Source organism: Amycolatopsis rubida (genome assembly GCF_900115345.1).
Classification (GTDB): Bacteria; Actinomycetota; Actinomycetes; order Mycobacteriales; family Pseudonocardiaceae; genus Amycolatopsis; species Amycolatopsis rubida.
In genome coordinates, this window is the sequence record NZ_FOWC01000009.1 from 152009 (window position 1) to 166571 (window position 14563).

Genomic DNA, 14563 nt, shown 5'->3' on the forward strand with positions numbered 1-14563 from the left:
GCCCGCCCGGGAAACGGAACGATGGCAGGATGCCAGAGGTGGGCCAGGACATTCTCGATCGCGCACGGGCCGGAGACGCGCACGCCTTCCGCGAGCTGGTCGAGCCCTATCGGCACGAGCTGCAAGTGCACTGTTACCGCATCCTCGGCTCCCTCGCCGACGCCGAAGACCTCCTGCAAGAAACGCTCCTCGCCGCCTGGCGCGGGCTGGACGGCTACGCCGGTCGCGCCTCGGTGCGCTCCTGGCTGTACCGGATCGCCACCAACCGCTGCCTCAACGCCCTCCGCGACGCAGGCCGTCGCGTCCCGGCCGAACCGTCGCCGCCGTTCACCCCGACCGAGCCCACGCGCCGCACCGAGGTGACCTGGTTGCAGCCCGTGCCGGACGACCCCGCCGCGCACTACAGCGCCAAGGAAACCTTCGAGCTGGCGTTCGTCGCGGCCCTGCAGAAACTCCCGCCGCGCCAGGCCGCTGTCCTCCTGCTCCGGGACGTACTCGACTACTCGACCGCCGAGGTCGCCGACCTGCTGGAGACCAGCTCCACCGCGGTCAAAGGCGCCTTGCAACGCGCGCGAGCCAAGCTGCGGCAGACCGTCGAACCCGCTCCGCCAGCACCACGCGAACGGGAGATCGCGCAACGGTTCGCGGACGCGTTCAGCGAGGGAGACGTCGAAGGCGTAGTCGCCCTCCTGACCGACGACGGCTGGCTCGCTATGCCGCCCGCCCCGCACGAATACGTCGGCCGCGAGGCCATCACCGCGTTCCTCACCAGGTTCGGGCAGTGGCGCGGCACTCGACGGTTCCGCCTGTTCCCGACCCGCGCCAACACCCATCCGGCCTTCGCCTGCTACCTCACCGAACCCGACGGAACGGTGGGGTGTCCCGCCGGAATCCTCGTCCTCGCGCCGTGGGGCGACCGCATCCGCACCGTCACCTGGTTCCTCGAACCCGAGTTGTTCCCGCGCTTCGGCCTGCCCGCGGAGGTGAAGGTGTGCTGACCACCCTGGCGATCCAGAACTACCGCTCGCTGCGTGACCTGGTGCTGCCGCTGTCGCAGCTCACCGTGATCGTCGGCGCGAACGGCACCGGCAAGTCCAGCCTGTACCGCGCGCTGCGGCTGCTGGCCGACGCGGGACGCAACGGCGCGGTCGCCGCTCTGGCCGGAGAAGGCGGTCTGCCCTCGACGCTGTGGGCGGGTCCGGAGAAGATCGGCCGAGCCGTTCGCGAGGGACGGTCACCGGTGCAACCCGTGCAGCGCACCACCTCGGTTGGGCTGCGGCTCGGCTATTCCGGCGACGAATTCGGCTACGCCCTCGACTTCGGCCTGCCCGTGCCCAGTCGCGAGCCCTCTCCAACTGCTTTCAACCTGGACCCGGAATACAAACGCGAATGCGTCTGGCACGGCCCGGTACCGCACCCGTCCGCACTGCTGGCCGACCGCTCCGGCACGAGAGTCCGCATCCGCGACGAGTCCGGATCCTGGGTCGAGAGCGGGCACTCGATCGGCCTCACTGACAGCATGCTGAGCGAATTCGCCGACCCGCGCCGGTGCCCGGAACTCCTGATCGTCCGCGACCGAGTCCGCGGGTGGCGGTTCTACGACCACTTCCGCACCGACGCCGACGCCCCGGGAAGGCAAAGCCGCATCGGCACCCGCACCTGGGCTCTGGACCACGACGGCGGCGACCTGGCCGCGGCTCTGCGCACCATCCAGGAATCCACCGACGCCGACGCCCTGACCACCGCGATCGACGACGCCTTCCCCGGATCGTCCGTGGAAATAGCCGTCACCGACGGCCGTTTCGACCTCCTCTTCCACCAACACGGCCTGCTGCGCCCGCTCAGCGCCGCCGAACTCTCCGACGGCACCCTGCGCTACCTGCTCTGGGCCGCGGCGCTGCTGAGCCCGCGCCCGCCGGAGCTGCTGGTCCTGAACGAACCGGAAACCAGCCTGCACCCGGACCTGCTGCCAGCGCTGGCCGCGTTGATCACCGCCGCGGCGAAGAAGACGCAGCTGCTGGTGGTGTCGCATTCCCAGCTGCTGGTCCGGTTTCTCGAGGACGCCTCGGTACTGGAACTGGAGAAGGATTTCGGCGCGACGGTGGTCGCTGGACAGGGACGGCTGGACCAACCGGCTTGGCATTGGCCGAAACGCTAGCGCTTGGTCCGCTGCCCCTCCGCCAGCTGCTCGGTGATCGCCTCCGCACTGAGATGGCGTTGCACCGCCGCCGCCAACCGCGGCGCGATCCCGCCGAGCAGCGCCGTCAGCCGCAACCCGAACGGAGCCACGTCGATCTCGGCAATGTCGCGTTCAATCGCCCGCACCGTCGCCCGCGCGACGTCGTCCGTTGTCCGGGCACCGACGCCGGGCGGCAAGATCGCACCCGAATCAGCGAACATGCCCGCATCGCTGATGTAACCCCGAAACACCGACGACACACCAACATTGAACGGGCGCGAGTCCTCCGGCAGCGCGAGTGCAAAGCCGCGTAGCCCGAACTTCGTCGCGTTGTACAGCGAAGCCTGCCCGGACGCGGTCTTCCCGGACAGCGACGAGATGAAGACGAGGTGCGCGCGCCGCCGTGCGAGCATCTGCTCGGCGACCAGCTTCGCCAGCACGACCGGCGCACGCAGGTTCACCTCAAGCGCCCGGTCGACCTGGTCGAGTGAATAGCCGGCCAGCAACCCGGTCGCGGGAAGTGCCGCGTTCGCGACGACGATGTCGATTTCCCCAGCAGCAGCGAGAAGTTCCTCGACCGCACCACGATCAGCGAGGTCAGCCGGAACCGCGCGGCCGCCCACCTGCGCGGCCAGCGGTTCGAGCAGTTCGGCCCGGCGTCCGGTCAGCACGGGATCGGCACCGTGCGCGGCCAGTGTGCGGGCGAGCGTCCGGCCGATTCCGCCGGTCGCTCCGGTCAGCAAGGTCTTCGCGCCCCGCAGTTTTTTCGGCATGCCCGCAGGGAGCCGCGAGTGGAACCGGCGGGTATTGCACAAATGTTCAGGCGAACGCGCTGCGATCCGCCGCGAACCCCGGGTCACCGGCCAGGACACCTGGCCTCACCCCGGCGAACGCCACGACATTCCGGTGCAGATGCGACTGGTCGGCGTACCCGTACCCGGGAGCGACCTCGGCCGCACTGGCCCCGGCCGCCAGCCGGCGCGCGGCATGGTCGAAACGCACCAGCTTCGCCGCTCGCTTCGGCGGCACTCCGACCCGCGCCCGGAACCGGTCCCACAACCGCCGCCTGCTCCACCCGAACTCGGCCGCCAGCGACTCGACCCGCACCCGGCCGCGGCTCTGGACGATCCGCCGCCAAGCCCACGCAACCTCGGGATCCGCCGCCGGAACCGCTGAGATCCGGCGGGCGAAAGCGGCTTCCACCAGCGCGAACCGAGTGTCCCATGAACCGGTTTCGCTCAGCTGGTCCCGAAGCCGATCGGCGTCCCGGCCCCACAGTTCGGCCAGCCCGGCCGTCCGGTCCAGTTCCGCGGGCCCAGTACCCAACCCGGCAGCAGCGAGCGGCGGCAACCGGACTTCGACGCATGCGACGCCCTCTCCCGGATCCGCACGCCGCGCGGCGCGAGCCCGGCGACGAAACTGCCGTGCTGCGCGCCGTCGTCGAGAAGGAGCTTGCCGTCGCCGAACTCCAGCACCACCGTGATCGCCGGATGCGGCACGACCCGCAGCTCGACCGTCCCGCCCGTCCGGTGCCGGAATCCGCCAAGGGGGAACGGGCCCGCGTGACTGGGCCGCGCGACCTCCCAGACAGGGTTCTCCACGGTGTAAGAGTCAGCGAGGCCGAACGGGTCGTCGTGCGCGAGTCGTCTTCCCCGGCGTCCGGACCGGCCGGTACGGCTCCGGCACCGGCAACCGCAGGATCCGCCCGATCTTTCCCGGCCCGAGATGGTTCAAGTCCGCCACTGCCGCGGGTTCGTGCCGGGCACAGCTGGCGAGCACGCCGAACAGGAACATGGTCACGATCAGCGACGTCCCGCCGTAGGACACCAGCGGCAGCGTCACCCCGGTGACCGGCAGCGCGTTCACCACGTACCCGATGTTGACCGCCGCCTGCGCCACCAGCAGCACGGTGATCGTCGCGGCCACGATGCGGATCCACGGGTCGAGGTTGCGCGTCGCGATCCGCAGGCCGACCAGCGCGAGCCCACCGAACAGCAGCAGCACGACCGCGCAGCCGAGGAAGCCGAGCTCCTCACCGATCAGCGCGAAAATGAAGTCGTTCTGCACGTTCGGCAGGTACTTCCATTTCGACGCGCCCTGTCCGAGCCCGACGCCGAACAACCCGCCCTCGGCGAGGGCGTACTGCGCCTGCACCGCTTGGTATCCGGCACCGGAGGTGTCCGCGTCGGGGGAGAGGAACGACAGCACGCGCGCGAGCCGGTAGTCCGCGATCAGCGCGAGCACCACGAACCCGCCGACGCCGCCGGCCAGCAGCGCGGCGAAGAGTCGTCCCGGCGCGCCGGAGAACCACAGCAGCGACAGCAGCACGATGCCGAGCGAGATCGTCCCGCTGAGGTTCGGCTGCGCCATCACCAGGGCGAACATCAGCAGCGCGACCGGCACCAGCGGGACCAGCAGGTGCCGCCAGTGGTGCAGCAGCCGGGCTTTCACCACGAGAATGTGCGCGCCCCACAAGGTCAACGCGACCTTCGCGACCTCGACCGGTTGCAGCGTCAGCGGTCCGAGCGCGAACCATCGCTGCGCCCCGTTCACCTTCGCGCCGAGCGGGGTGAGCACGAGCGCGAGCATCGCCAGTGTCACGAGCATCAGCATCGGCGAGAGGGACCGGATCCGCCGCAACGGGAGCCGAAGCCCGGCCCACAGCGCGACCAGGCCGACGAGGACGAAAATGACGTGCTTCTGGAACGTGCTGTACACGCCGCCCGGCTGCGCGGAAGACGCCGACAGCACCATGATGACGCCGAGCAGCGTGAGCAGACCGCACAGCGCGAGCACGAGGTGGAACGACGCCAGCGGCCGGGAGAGCCAGCCGACGATCGCGACCGGAACCCGGGTCCGTCTGTTCCGTGTCGTAGCCACTCGCGCACCGCCGTCCGCCGATTTTCGGGCGCGGGAGTGAACGCGCCGGGCCGATTATGCCCTAACCGTCCGGATAGGACACCGAGGCGCGCGGGTTTCCGTCGCTGAAGTTATTTCACACAAGGGATTCCGCCTCCGCTCAGCGCCGGCGGGGGAGCGGGAGCGCCGCTGCTGTGCGTCATCGGGGTCACGTACGCGGCCGGCGTCGGCACCGGAGCACCGCTGAGCAGTCGCGCGACCAGGGACTGGATTTGCCCGGTATTGACGAAGTTGACGTCTTCGCCGGACGGGCTCTTGCCGAAATGGTCGACCGGAAGGGTTACGAAACTGACCTTCCCGCCGGTCAGGCTGGACGCTTGTTTCGCGAGCGCGAGCAGGTCCAGTGAACTGTCGACCGCGGTGTTCTGCTTCGCGACGTCCATGATCCCTTGGAGTTTCGCCGGATCCGTGAAGGTTCCGCCCTGGTTGAGCTGATAGACCAGCGAAGAGATGAACGCCTGTTGCCTGCGTTCGCGGTCGAGGTCGGTGAAATTGAGTGCTGGATGCACGTTGTCGCGGCGCTGCCGGACGAATTCGACGGCCTGTTCGGCACTGATCTCCTGCTGGCCGGCGTGGAAATTCGCGCCCGAGTAGCTGTCCTGGGTGTCCTCGTTGAGGCACACCGTGATCGGCTGGACGACCTGGGCGATCTCGAAGAACGCCACGAGGGTGACCTCGACGAAATGGTCGATCGGGACGCCGCCGAGGAATTTCCGCACGGTGTCGATTTCCGCCCGGCGGCCCGCGTCCCTGGCTTGCTGCTCGCGCTGGGATTTGTCGGTGGCATTCCGCGAGACGAGCTGTTTGGCCTTTTCGTCGAACGCCAGCCCGTAGGCTTGCTTGATCTTGCCCTTGCACACGTTGTCCGGGCAGCCCGCCAGCGGAACGTAATCGTCGCGCGGAATCGAGAGTGACGTGGCCTTGCCGCCGTCGCCGGGGACGTGCAGCAGCATCAGCACATTGGCGTTGTAGCCGCCGTCCTGCTGATCCCCGGCGTGCAGCGAGTTGTAGATGTCCTTCGGCAGCGGGTTGCCGTTCTCGTCGAGCCGCGAATCGAGGCCCATGATCAGGATGTTGGTGTCGCCGCCGCTGGAGGTCGACTGTCCGTCGAGCACGTCGGAAACCTGCAGCCCGGACACGACGCCGTGGTAGGCCGCCCAGCCGTACCCGGTCAGCGAGAGCGTCAACGCGGCCGCGAGGGCCAGCGCGACCCGGCCGGTGATTCGCCTTCGCCGGGCCGCGGCGCGGGCAGCGACGCCACGTCTGTCGTGAGGGTCGGTCATCAGGCCTTCCGGTGCCGGGGCGTCATGGTTAACCACTGTTCTGCACACTCGCTGTGGACACGCTGAGAAGGAAGCTCACGCAGAGTTAACCCAGAGCCAGGTGGACGAGCTTCCCGGCGACGAGCGCCATCGCCGGGAGCAGATTCGCCCCAGGCTCGCATCGCCCTCACCTCCCCGCGTTTCCCGGCTCGCGGGCTACTCAACGCCACCGGCCGGACAACTGTCAATCAATTGTACAAGTGTTTTAGTTATCAAGGTGACCCAGGTCACTGCCGGGCTGATGTCGAGAACGCCGTCCGGGCTCCGTCCCCGCAGCATCTGACCGCATCTGAGAAGGAGACCGCGATGGAACCGCAGGAAGTCGCCGAAGTCCTGAACCGCCCGCTCAGCCGTGAACTGCTCGCCCGCGACCTGACCCGGCTGGCCTACGTCGCGAAGGACGGCACTCCGCGCAGCATCCCGATCGCGTTCAGCTGGAATGGTGCCGAGGTTGTCCTGTGCACCACCAAGAACGCTCCGAAACTGCCGTCGCTGCGGGCGAATCCGATGGTCGCGCTGACGATCGACACCGAGTCGCACCCGCCGAAGATCCTGCTCGTGCGCGGGCGCGCCGAACTGGACTATGTCGACGGGATCCCGCAGGAGTACCTGGAAATAAACGGTTCCTACGAGATGACGGCCGAACAGCGCGTCGAATGGGAGGCCGAAATCCGCTCCCTCTACGTCGAGGGCATGGTCCGCATCGTCGTCACCCCGACCTGGGCGAAACTGATCGACTTCGAGACCACGTTGCCGTCCGCGGTCGAGGAACTGGTGCGGCGGCGAGCGCGAGCGGAGGCGAACGCCGGGTAGCCGGTCGCTGATCCACTACACTGAATCGTCTACACGCGAACGTGATTCCCTCGACGCGCGAAGGCGGAGCGCATGATCCTGGTGACGGGTGCGAGCGGCAATGTGGGATCGGCGCTGGTCAAGCAGTTGCGCGCGGCCGAGGTGCCGTTCCGGGCCGCTTATCATTCCGCGGAGAAGGCAACGAAAGCCGCCGTGGACGGAATCGACGCGGTTACCATCGAAATGTCCGATCCGGCTACTGTGCAACCGGCGCTGGCCGGAGTGTCGAAGGTGTTCCTGCTGGGCGCGATGAGCCCCGGGCAGACCGGCAACGAGTCCACTATGGTCGAAGCCGCCGTGTCCGCCGGGGTCTCGCACGTGGTGAAACAGTCGCTGTGGCGGGCGGACGAGGAACTCACGCCGATTGCCCGGCTGCACCGTCCGGTCGAGCGGATGCTGGAAACCTCGCCGCTGTCCTGGACCTTTCTCCGGGCGAACTTCTATCTCCAGACGTTCTCGGGAAACTGGGCCGGAACCATCCGGTCCGGGAGTTTCTTCGCCAGCCCGCTGATTCGCGGTCCGATCGCCTTCGTGGACGCCGAGGACATTGCCCGCGTGGCGTTTCGGGCGCTGACCGAGGACGGCCACGCAGGCAAGGCGTACGCGCTCAGCGGTCCCGAGGCGCTGACGTACGACGAGGCCGCGGCAGTGCTGTCCGAAGTGCTCGGCCGTCCGATCGCGTACCGCGGAATGTCGAACGAGCAAGCACTTTCCGCGTTAGCCGAAGCCGGAATGTCCTCGTTTCACGCCAGAGCGCTGGTTGAGGTGTGCAATACGTACCTGGACGGTGGCGCGGAAACCGTGACTTCCACGGTCGCGGACGTCACCGGTCAGCGGCCGCGGAGCTTCCGCGAGTTCGTGACGGCGCACCGGCATTGTTTCGAGGAAGCACCAGGCAGCTGAGCACTGCGGCGACAAGGCTGAGCCCGGCGGTGACCAGGAAGACGTCGCCGAGGTCCGCGGTGGCGGCGTAGACCAGCCCGAGGACAGCGACGCCGAGGGTTTGGCCGAGCTGCCGGAACGTAGCCATGGCACCGGACGCCATTCCCGCACGGTCCTGCGGAACCGCGCTGAGGATCGCGGTGCTGCCAGCTGGTCCCGCGATCCCCATCCCGGCACCCGTCACGATCAGTCCGGGAAGCAGGCCGAGCCACGTCGAGTCGCGGTCGAGCAGGATCCACTCCAGCCCGCAGCCAGCAGTCGCCAGCAGGGCGCCGAGTCCGAGGACGATTCCTGGCGAAACCGCGTGCAGCCGCTTGCCGATCAGCAGTGAAGCGACGAAAGATGTTGCCGCCAAAGGAATCAGCGCGAGTCCCGTCCCGGCCGGGCTGAGGTGTATTGCTGATTGCAGCCAGATTGACGCGTAAATCAGGCAGGCGAAGACGAAAGAACTCGCGACGACCACGATCAGCACAGTCACGAATGATGCCCGGCGGAACAACGCGAGGTCGAGCATCGGGTGCTTCACTCGTCGTTCGACCACAACGAAAACAATCAACGCCACGGCCGCGACGGCGAACACTGGCCAGGCGCTCTGGATCACTGCGTAGATCAACGCGCCAGAGCTGATTCCGAAAGCCAGCATGCCGCCGAAGTCGATCCGGGTGCCAGCCGGTCGTTTCGGAGCCTCAGCCAGATACGTCCGGGTCAGCAGCAGAGTCAGCACGCTCAACGGCAAGTTGAGGAAGAAGATCGCCTGCCAGCCCGCCCACTGCGTCAAAACGCCGCCGAGAAACGGCCCCGCCGCACCAGCGCCACCGAGCACCGCCGTCCAAATCCCGAACGCGGCACCTCGCTCTTTGCCCGCATAATTGGCTCCGAGCAACGACATCGCAGCCACCATCATCGCCGCGCCGCCGATCCCTTGCACCGTCCGCGCGCCAATCAACACGCCGACATTCGGCGCGAGCGCGCACCCCAGCGACGCCGCCGCGAACACCGTAACCGAACCGCCGAAAACCCTGCGCTGTCCGGCGATGTCGCCGATCGCGCCCGCGCTCAACGCGAGAATGGCGAGTACCAAGGTGTAGCTGTTGACCACCCATTGCAGATTGACCAGCGATGCTCCCAGCCCGCGAGCCATCTCCGGCAACGCCACCGTCACCACGGTGGTGTCGAGGATCAACATGAACGACCCGAGGCAGATCGCCGCCAACGGCCCCCATTTGCGCATCACAGTTCCCTTTCTCTCTGCTCGAAGAGTGATCTCGCCCGCAGGGGTACCTCAAGCTAACTGGCCTGCAGTGACGGATTCCGTCATCAGCTATCGTGAGGTGATGAAACCCGTCACGCTGGATGTCGTGGACCGCCAGCTGATCCACGCCCTGGACCTCGACGGCCGCGCCCCTTTCGCGCGGATCGCCGACGTGCTCGGCGTTTCGGAGAACACCGTCGGCAGGCGCTACCGGCGGCTGCGGCAGGCCGGAGTGCTCCGGGTAGTCGGCGCGGTCGCGAGCGCGAGACTGGGGTACGCGCTGTGGACGGTCCGATTCACCTGTGCGCCCGCGTTTGGCATCCCGATCGCGACAGCACTGGCCAAACGCCCGGATACGTTTTGGGTGCATTTGCTTTCCGGCGGCACGGAAATCGCGTGCACGACGCAATCGTCCATTGTGGAGCAAACCGACGTGCTGCTGCTGGACAAGCTCCCGCGGAGCAGCCGGATCACTTCGGTGTCCGCGCACCAGATGCTGCACGGCTTCACGCGCCTCGGCCGGTGGTCGGCCCTGTCTGACGAACAGATCGCCGCCCTGCGAGTTCCAGTAGATCCAACCGAAGAGATCACCTTCGACGACGCAGACCGGCGCCTAGGGCAAGTCCTGGCCGACGACGGTCGCGCCGGCTACGGCGAACTGGCCGCCGTGTCCGGTCTTTCCGAGTCGACCGTGAAGCGCCGAATCGAAACCCTCCGCCGGACGGGATTGTTGTCGTATCAGCTGGACATTTCCCCGCGAGCCCTGGGTTTTCAGTCGGAAGCGCGACTGTGGATGATCGTTCGCCCCTCAGCCGTCGCTTCGGTCGCAAGCGCCTTGGCGGAACACGAAGAAGTGCAATTCGCCGCGGTCACCACCGGCCCGGCGAACCTGGTCGCCGCGATCGCCTGCCGAAACGCGACGCACCTGTACGAATACCTCACCGGAGACGTCGGATCGCTCGACGGGATCCAGCAAATGGAAACCGCCCCCGTCGTCCGCACGGTGAAACGCAGCGGATCGCTGCTCCCGCTCTAAGCCGCAGGCTTCCCGCTGTAGGCGGCAAGGACTTCGGACAACGAACCGTGCCGGCGGACCTGGCCCTCGTCCATCCACAGCGCGGTGTCGCAAAACTCCGCGAGCAGTTCGTCGGAGTGATTCGCGAATACCAGAATCCCGGACCGCCGCACCAGGTCCTTGAGCCGATCGCGCGCCTTGGCGAGGAACGCCGCGTCGACCGCGCCCAGCCCCTCGTCGAGCAGCAGAATCTCCGGATCGATCGTGGTCACCACCCCGAGCGCGAGCCGCACCCGCATCCCGGCCGAGTAGGTGCGCAACGGCAGTTCGAGATAGTCGCCCAGCTCAGTGAACTCCGCGATATCGTCGACCCGCTTCGCCATCTGCCGTCGGCTCATCCCGAGAAACAGCCCCTGGATCAGGATGTTCTCGCGCCCGGACACCTCCGGATCCAGCCCGACCCCCAGATCGAACACCGGCGCGACCCGCCCCGCGACCTGCCGGGAGCCGCGGGTCGGCTCGTAAATCCCGGACAGCAACCGCAACAACGTCGACTTCCCAGCCCCGTTGTGCCCCACCAGCCCGACCCGATCGCCCTCGCCGAGCCGGAACGACACGTCCCGCAACGCCTCGATCACCGGCACCCTCGCCCCGCCGGCGATTTTCCCGCCGACCTTCCCGAGCACGCGCTTCTTCACCGACCGGGTCTTGGCGTCGAAGATCGGAAAGTCGACGTAGGCGTTGCGCACCTCGATGCTGACCATGACTCCCCCTCCTAGATGCGAACCGAAATTATCATTCGCATATTCGCGACGCTACCAGTAACGTGCCGCGAGTGAGCGAGACGAGCGAGGGCTTCCGCCCGCCGCAACAAGCGCGCAGCCGGGCCGCGCTGCAGAAACTCCTGACCGCCGCCGAACAAGTCCTGGCCGAGCAGGGCCTGGAGTCCTTCACCGTCGCCGCGGTGGCTTCGCGAGCAGGCATGTCGGTAGGCACGATCTACCGCCGTTTCGACGGCAAGGAACAGCTGCTGCGCGCCGTCAAGGACCGGCTGCTGACCCAGCTGGAAACCAGCGTCCGAGACGCCCTCCGCTCAGCGCCCCCGGACCTCCGCTCGATCTTCACCGCCTTCGTGGCGGCCCTGGCGCAGACCTTCGAGGAGCACGACCGGATCTTTCCGGAACTCCTGGACGCCCAACGCTCCGACGGCCGAGACCGCGGCCTGGCCGCCCTGTCCGCGATCCAAGACGCCCTGCTGGAAGTCCTCCCCTCGGCCGAGACCGCCGACCTGAAAATGGCCGCCCGGACAATCATCGGCGCCTGCGTCCACCGCGCCGCGACCAGCAGATTCTGGCCGGACGACCGCCCATGGGAGACGTGGGCCGAGGAGGCGGCGGAGATGGCACTGGCGTACCTGGCTTCACCGGCGACGGGCCCCGCTAGGATGTAGCCTGCAGCGCACGACTGCCCTCGTAGCTCAGGGGATAGAGCACGGCTCTCCTAAAGCCGGTGTCGCAGGTTCGAATCCTGCCGGGGGCACATCTTCGCTGGTCAGACCCTATTTCGATCCAAGAAGTTCGAACCGGGACGGCCCAAGAGTCAGAAAACTGTCAGAATTCATCGCGTGACGGTTCGGGCCCCGGCTGTACCTCTCCGTATGCACTCGCACCGGCAGTTCGACCTGACGACCGACTGCGCGACGAACGGCGAAGCGTCGCGCTAGCCGCGGTCGCCAGCTTCAGGGCGTCAGCCCGAGCCACGCCGCGTAATCCGTCAGCGCGTCGGATTGGCGGCGGGAGGAACGCACCAGCGCGGCGACGGTGTCTCGGGTCATCGGGTGTCGGCGCGCCTGCCCCGGCGCGACCAGGCGGGCGCGTTCCAGCTCTCGGAGCGCGTGCTCCGGCTTGTTCAGCCAGCGGTACGCGCGGGCCATGTCGAGGTGGTGGTGGCCGATCCGCGTCGGCAGCCAGACACTCGGAAACCGGATGTCCCGCCCTGCCTCGACAGCCCGGCCGTGCTCGCCGATCGTCCCCAGCGTCACGGTCCGATGAACCTGCACGTTGGTCGGCCCGAAGCCAAACCAGAACTGCTCTGGCTGCTCGCCCGTCACCGCGGCTATCCGGGCCGCTTCGTCCAGGTGGCCGGCCATCGAATCACGGTCGCCCGTGCGGGCCGCGATCACCGAGGCACCGAGGTGGAGTTGCCCGCGCGCGAGCAGCGCACCGGGCGTGTCCTCCGCGCCGTCGAGGTGCGCCACTCCCGCCCGATTCAGCCGCCAGCAGGCGTCATAGTCGCGGTTGCGCAGGTAGGCCGTGACGCGCAAATACTCGCGGGCGGCACGGAGCCCGGAAGCGTGGCGTCCGGCCTGTTTCGCCGCCCAGTCCATCCGGCTCAGCGCGTAGACCGACAAGTCGTTGTCTCCCACCGCGATTCCCACGGAGTGGCCGCAACGCGCGGCGAGCGCGAGCAGCGCCCACAGGTCTTCGCGCTCGCGGCCGGACGCCTTTTCTGCGGCGAGGTGCACCTCGGCCAGCAACGGCGGGAACAGCGCGATCATGGGCTCGTACTGCGCGGCCTGCGCTAGCAGGTTCAGGTCGCGGACGTCGGCATCGAGTACCGACGTGGGCCGCGGTGCGACGGACGAATCCGGCGGCAAGTCGAGCAGGTCGAGTGCGGCGCGGACGGGGCCGAGCTGGTCGGCGAGCCGGTCGTCCTCGCGTTGCCACTCGAACCGGTTCCATTCCAGCCGGTCTGCGTGCCCGCCTAGAGCTTCGGCGACCCGGCCGACGAACTCGGGCGTCGGCAGTTCCGAGCCCTGCTCGACCTTCGACACCATGCTCTTGCTGTAGCCGATCCGGCGCGCAAGGCTGGCCTGCGTCAGCCCTGCCAGCTTCCGCGCAGAAGCGATCCGTGCCCCGATTCCAGACTCCACACTCCCCATCATCCCCCACGCAGGGCGCGGGTGACCGTTAGTCCATTCGTGTTGTCACTTTCTTGTCACTCCGCGTGGCAGCCCCCTCGTACCGTGACTTTCCGGACGCGGGGGTGGCCCTTTCCAGGTTCCTCCACAGCCCCCGCGTCTGCGGCCCGATTGCACCGCGGGCCGCGCTCCACCAGGGACGGGGGTCGGCGCTGGTACACACCATCACGCCCGCTGGCTTCCGTCCCCGCTCCATTGATGCGGGGGGACGAGTGAACGTCGGGACGCTCGGCCTGGCGCTCGGCGCCGAGGTCGCCGCTATCGCGCTGTCGGCGTACGTGATCGGAGTGGCTATCCAATGGGTCTCGAAGTGGAAACGCGCACGGCAGCAGCGGAAACAACGCCGATGGGAACGGGTTGCCTCCCGATTGGTGGAGGAGGCTCGGCACCGGTGACCGGGCTAGGGCTCGATGATCTATTCCGGGAGCTGCGCTACCACAAGTGGACGCTGTGGCTGTTCGGCCGGCGGGACGCGCCGAAGCTGTACGCCGCGACGCTCCAGTGGAACACGTGCACGGACGTGCTGATCATCCGCAGCGAGGAACGTGCGACCGCGTACCGTACGCTGCGGTTCCCCAACGCTGACCCCTTCCGACCCACCGTGGTCGCCTGGCAGTACGGAGCGGATGCCCTCTGGGCACTGCGCGCCGTCCTCACCATCGGCGCGCCAGGCCGCGCAGACGCACCGCGCCAGGTCCTCGTGCCAGCGCCGGACGCGCAGGTCCCCCTCGAACTCGGCTGGCCGGTCACGATCCGGCCGACCGGCCTCGTCCAAGACCCCACGCCGAAAACGGTGTGGTGACAGGAAAAGGAGAACGAGAGCATGACGACCCGTATGTCACTCGCTGACGCGGACGAGCGTTTCGGGCTCGGCGTCCGCCGGGGATTCGTTCCGACGGCGGAACCCGTATCGGACACGGACAGCACCCCGTTCGGCTTGACCTTGCGGACTGCACCCGCTCCTCGCAATGTCGTCGTCTTGCGCACCGGCAGCGGTGCCACGATGGCGACCGAAAGCGTGACCGAGCAGTCCACCGACGGCCAGGACGAAGGCGACACCCGCTTCGACGTCGCCAACGACATCTAACGGCACGACGACCAT

General features: G+C 67.9%; 17 protein-coding genes and 1 tRNA gene. 10 read left to right on the forward strand and 8 right to left on the reverse strand.

Going from position 1 to position 14563, the window contains the following annotated elements; all coding sequences use genetic code 11:
- The first annotated feature begins 29 nt into the window (after nt 1–29).
- Nucleotides 30–998, forward strand: a complete 969-nt coding sequence (locus tag BM362_RS30175) for an RNA polymerase subunit sigma-70 (protein ID WP_202507368.1) — start codon at nt 30–32, stop codon at nt 996–998.
- Nucleotides 992–2158: an AAA family ATPase gene (locus BM362_RS30180; protein WP_093575418.1), complete on the forward strand. Its 1167-nt coding sequence runs from the start codon at nt 992–994 to the stop codon at nt 2156–2158. The genes BM362_RS30175 and BM362_RS30180 overlap by 7 nt, the downstream gene beginning before the upstream one ends.
- Here the strand turns inward: BM362_RS30180 and BM362_RS30185 are convergent.
- The 5 genes from BM362_RS30185 to BM362_RS30200 all read right to left on the reverse strand — a co-directional run bounded on the left by BM362_RS30185 (nt 2155) and on the right by BM362_RS30200 (nt 6381).
- Nucleotides 2155–2952, reverse strand: coding sequence for an SDR family NAD(P)-dependent oxidoreductase (locus BM362_RS30185; protein WP_093575553.1), 798 nt, complete (start codon nt 2950–2952; stop codon nt 2155–2157). The genes BM362_RS30180 and BM362_RS30185 overlap by 4 nt on opposite strands.
- A 46-nt stretch (nt 2953–2998) precedes the next feature.
- On the reverse strand, nt 2999–3382 hold the full coding sequence (locus BM362_RS48445; RefSeq protein WP_208865385.1) for a helix-turn-helix domain-containing protein: 384 nt from the start codon (nt 3380–3382) through the stop codon (nt 2999–3001).
- Nucleotides 3383–3417: 35 nt separating this feature from the next.
- Nucleotides 3418–3780, reverse strand: coding sequence for a hypothetical protein (locus BM362_RS48450; RefSeq protein WP_208865386.1), 363 nt, complete (start codon nt 3778–3780; stop codon nt 3418–3420).
- 10 nt (nt 3781–3790) lie between these two features.
- A complete protein-coding gene (gene ftsW / locus BM362_RS30195; RefSeq protein WP_067575395.1) occupies nt 3791–5059 on the reverse strand; it encodes a putative lipid II flippase FtsW in 1269 nt (422 codons plus the stop codon).
- A 110-nt stretch (nt 5060–5169) separates the two neighbouring features.
- The gene (locus tag BM362_RS30200) at nt 5170–6381 is read right to left on the reverse strand and encodes an LCP family protein (protein WP_244287333.1); all 1212 of its coding nucleotides are present in this window, start codon (nt 6379–6381) and stop codon (nt 5170–5172) included.
- A 345-nt stretch (nt 6382–6726) separates the two neighbouring features.
- Here BM362_RS30200 and BM362_RS30205 point away from each other — a divergent pair, with 345 nt between their 5' ends.
- Both BM362_RS30205 and BM362_RS30210 read left to right on the forward strand, forming a co-directional pair.
- On the forward strand, nt 6727–7233 hold the full coding sequence (locus tag BM362_RS30205) for a pyridoxamine 5'-phosphate oxidase family protein (protein WP_093575420.1): 507 nt from the start codon (nt 6727–6729) through the stop codon (nt 7231–7233).
- A gap of 72 nt (nt 7234–7305) precedes the next feature.
- Complete coding sequence (locus BM362_RS30210; RefSeq protein ID WP_093575421.1) at nt 7306–8175, forward strand: SDR family oxidoreductase; 870 nt, start codon at nt 7306–7308, stop codon at nt 8173–8175.
- On the opposite strand, the gene BM362_RS30215 is transcribed toward BM362_RS30210, so the two are convergent.
- Nucleotides 8096–9445, reverse strand: coding sequence for an MFS transporter (locus BM362_RS30215; protein WP_093575422.1), 1350 nt, complete (start codon nt 9443–9445; stop codon nt 8096–8098). The genes BM362_RS30210 and BM362_RS30215 overlap by 80 nt on opposite strands.
- 103 nt (nt 9446–9548) lie before the next feature.
- On the opposite strand from BM362_RS30215, the gene BM362_RS30220 reads away from it, so the two are divergent.
- Nucleotides 9549–10502: an Lrp/AsnC family transcriptional regulator gene (locus BM362_RS30220; protein WP_167545489.1), complete on the forward strand. Its 954-nt coding sequence runs from the start codon at nt 9549–9551 to the stop codon at nt 10500–10502.
- On the opposite strand, the gene wzt is transcribed toward BM362_RS30220, so the two are convergent.
- Nucleotides 10499–11245 (reverse strand): galactan export ABC transporter ATP-binding subunit Wzt/RfbE, encoded by a 747-nt coding sequence (gene wzt / locus BM362_RS30225; protein ID WP_067575406.1) that lies wholly within the window; start codon nt 11243–11245, stop codon nt 10499–10501. The two genes, BM362_RS30220 and wzt, sit on opposite strands and share 4 nt — an antisense overlap.
- A gap of 71 nt (nt 11246–11316) precedes the next feature.
- On the opposite strand from wzt, the gene BM362_RS30230 reads away from it, so the two are divergent.
- Together BM362_RS30230 and BM362_RS30235 are read left to right on the forward strand one after the other, a co-directional pair.
- Nucleotides 11317–11931, forward strand: coding sequence for a TetR/AcrR family transcriptional regulator (locus BM362_RS30230; protein WP_067575408.1), 615 nt, complete (start codon nt 11317–11319; stop codon nt 11929–11931).
- Between the two features lie 16 nt (nt 11932–11947).
- Nucleotides 11948–12020, forward strand: a tRNA-Arg gene (locus BM362_RS30235).
- A 199-nt stretch (nt 12021–12219) separates the two neighbouring features.
- Here BM362_RS30235 and BM362_RS30240 read toward each other — a convergent pair.
- Nucleotides 12220–13413 (reverse strand): helix-turn-helix domain-containing protein, encoded by a 1194-nt coding sequence (locus BM362_RS30240; RefSeq protein WP_167545490.1) that lies wholly within the window; start codon nt 13411–13413, stop codon nt 12220–12222.
- A gap of 260 nt (nt 13414–13673) precedes the next feature.
- Here BM362_RS30240 and BM362_RS47710 point away from each other — a divergent pair, with 260 nt between their 5' ends.
- Genes BM362_RS47710 through BM362_RS30250 form a run of 3 tightly spaced genes read left to right on the forward strand, consistent with a single transcriptional unit; the run spans nt 13674 to nt 14548 of the window.
- The gene (locus BM362_RS47710; RefSeq protein WP_067575412.1) at nt 13674–13856 is read left to right on the forward strand and encodes a hypothetical protein; all 183 of its coding nucleotides are present in this window, start codon (nt 13674–13676) and stop codon (nt 13854–13856) included.
- Nucleotides 13853–14263 (forward strand): hypothetical protein, encoded by a 411-nt coding sequence (locus BM362_RS30245; protein WP_244287334.1) that lies wholly within the window; start codon nt 13853–13855, stop codon nt 14261–14263. The genes BM362_RS47710 and BM362_RS30245 overlap by 4 nt, the downstream gene beginning before the upstream one ends.
- A gap of 21 nt (nt 14264–14284) precedes the next feature.
- Complete coding sequence (locus BM362_RS30250) at nt 14285–14548, forward strand: hypothetical protein (protein ID WP_067575416.1); 264 nt, start codon at nt 14285–14287, stop codon at nt 14546–14548.
- Nucleotides 14549–14563: the final 15 nt, after the last annotated feature.